The organism is Chryseobacterium sp. BGARF1, assembly GCF_001677955.1.
In the GTDB taxonomy this organism is placed as follows: domain Bacteria; phylum Bacteroidota; class Bacteroidia; order Flavobacteriales; family Weeksellaceae; genus Chryseobacterium.
In genome coordinates this window covers 1-727 of sequence record NZ_LELA01000191.1, presented here as the reverse complement: position 1 = coordinate 727, position 727 = coordinate 1, and the positions used below count along the sequence as shown (strand labels likewise).

General features: G+C 31.6%; 1 protein-coding gene. It reads left to right on the top strand.

The genetic code is table 11. From position 1 onward, the window contains the following. Positions 1-587: Crp/Fnr family transcriptional regulator (locus AB671_RS21435; RefSeq protein ID WP_066681868.1), on the top strand; the 587-nt coding region annotated here is incomplete at its 5' end. Positions 588-727 lie beyond the last annotated feature (140 nt).

The following is a 727-nucleotide window of genomic DNA, read 5'->3' as shown; positions in this document are numbered from 1 at the left end:
ATTACCGTAAAAATGAAGCCATATTTACTGAGGGAACCATTCCTAACGGTATATTTTTTTTAAAAAATGGTAAGGTTAAAAAGTATAAGGTGGATAATGATGGAAGAGAGCAGATCATCTATATCTATAATGCCGGAGAATTTTTTGGATATTCAGCAATATTAAGTAATGATACATATGGAGATACTACACTAGCGATAGAAAACTCTGTTATTGCTTTTATTTCAAAAGAAAATTTCTTGAGGATTCTTGATCACTCAGACTTTTTCTCAAAATTACTTCTCAAAAGTCTTAGTCATGAATTTAGTGTGATGGCTAATCTAATGACCGTTCTGTCACAACGAACGGTCAGGGAACGTGTAGCATTAAGTTTATTAATTCTACATAGAAAATATCAATCAAATATAACAGAGGATAAAACTTATATTACATTATCCAGAACAGATCTTGCCAATATGGTAGGAACTGCCAATGAAACGTTAGCCCGTATTCTCCATGATTTCCGGGAAGATCATCTTATCGTTATGGAAGGAAGAAAAATTCTATTAATAGATTTGGAACGCCTTACCCGTATTGCGAATATCTAAAGGTAATAATTGTCTTTACACATTTCAAGGAGCTGTCTGTAAAAATTTGTATTCAAAAAATTTACCTTTTTAAAAATTTCACTTAAAAGAATTGCTCATGTTTAGACACAAAGGGAAAGGAAGAACATATTCCCATAATT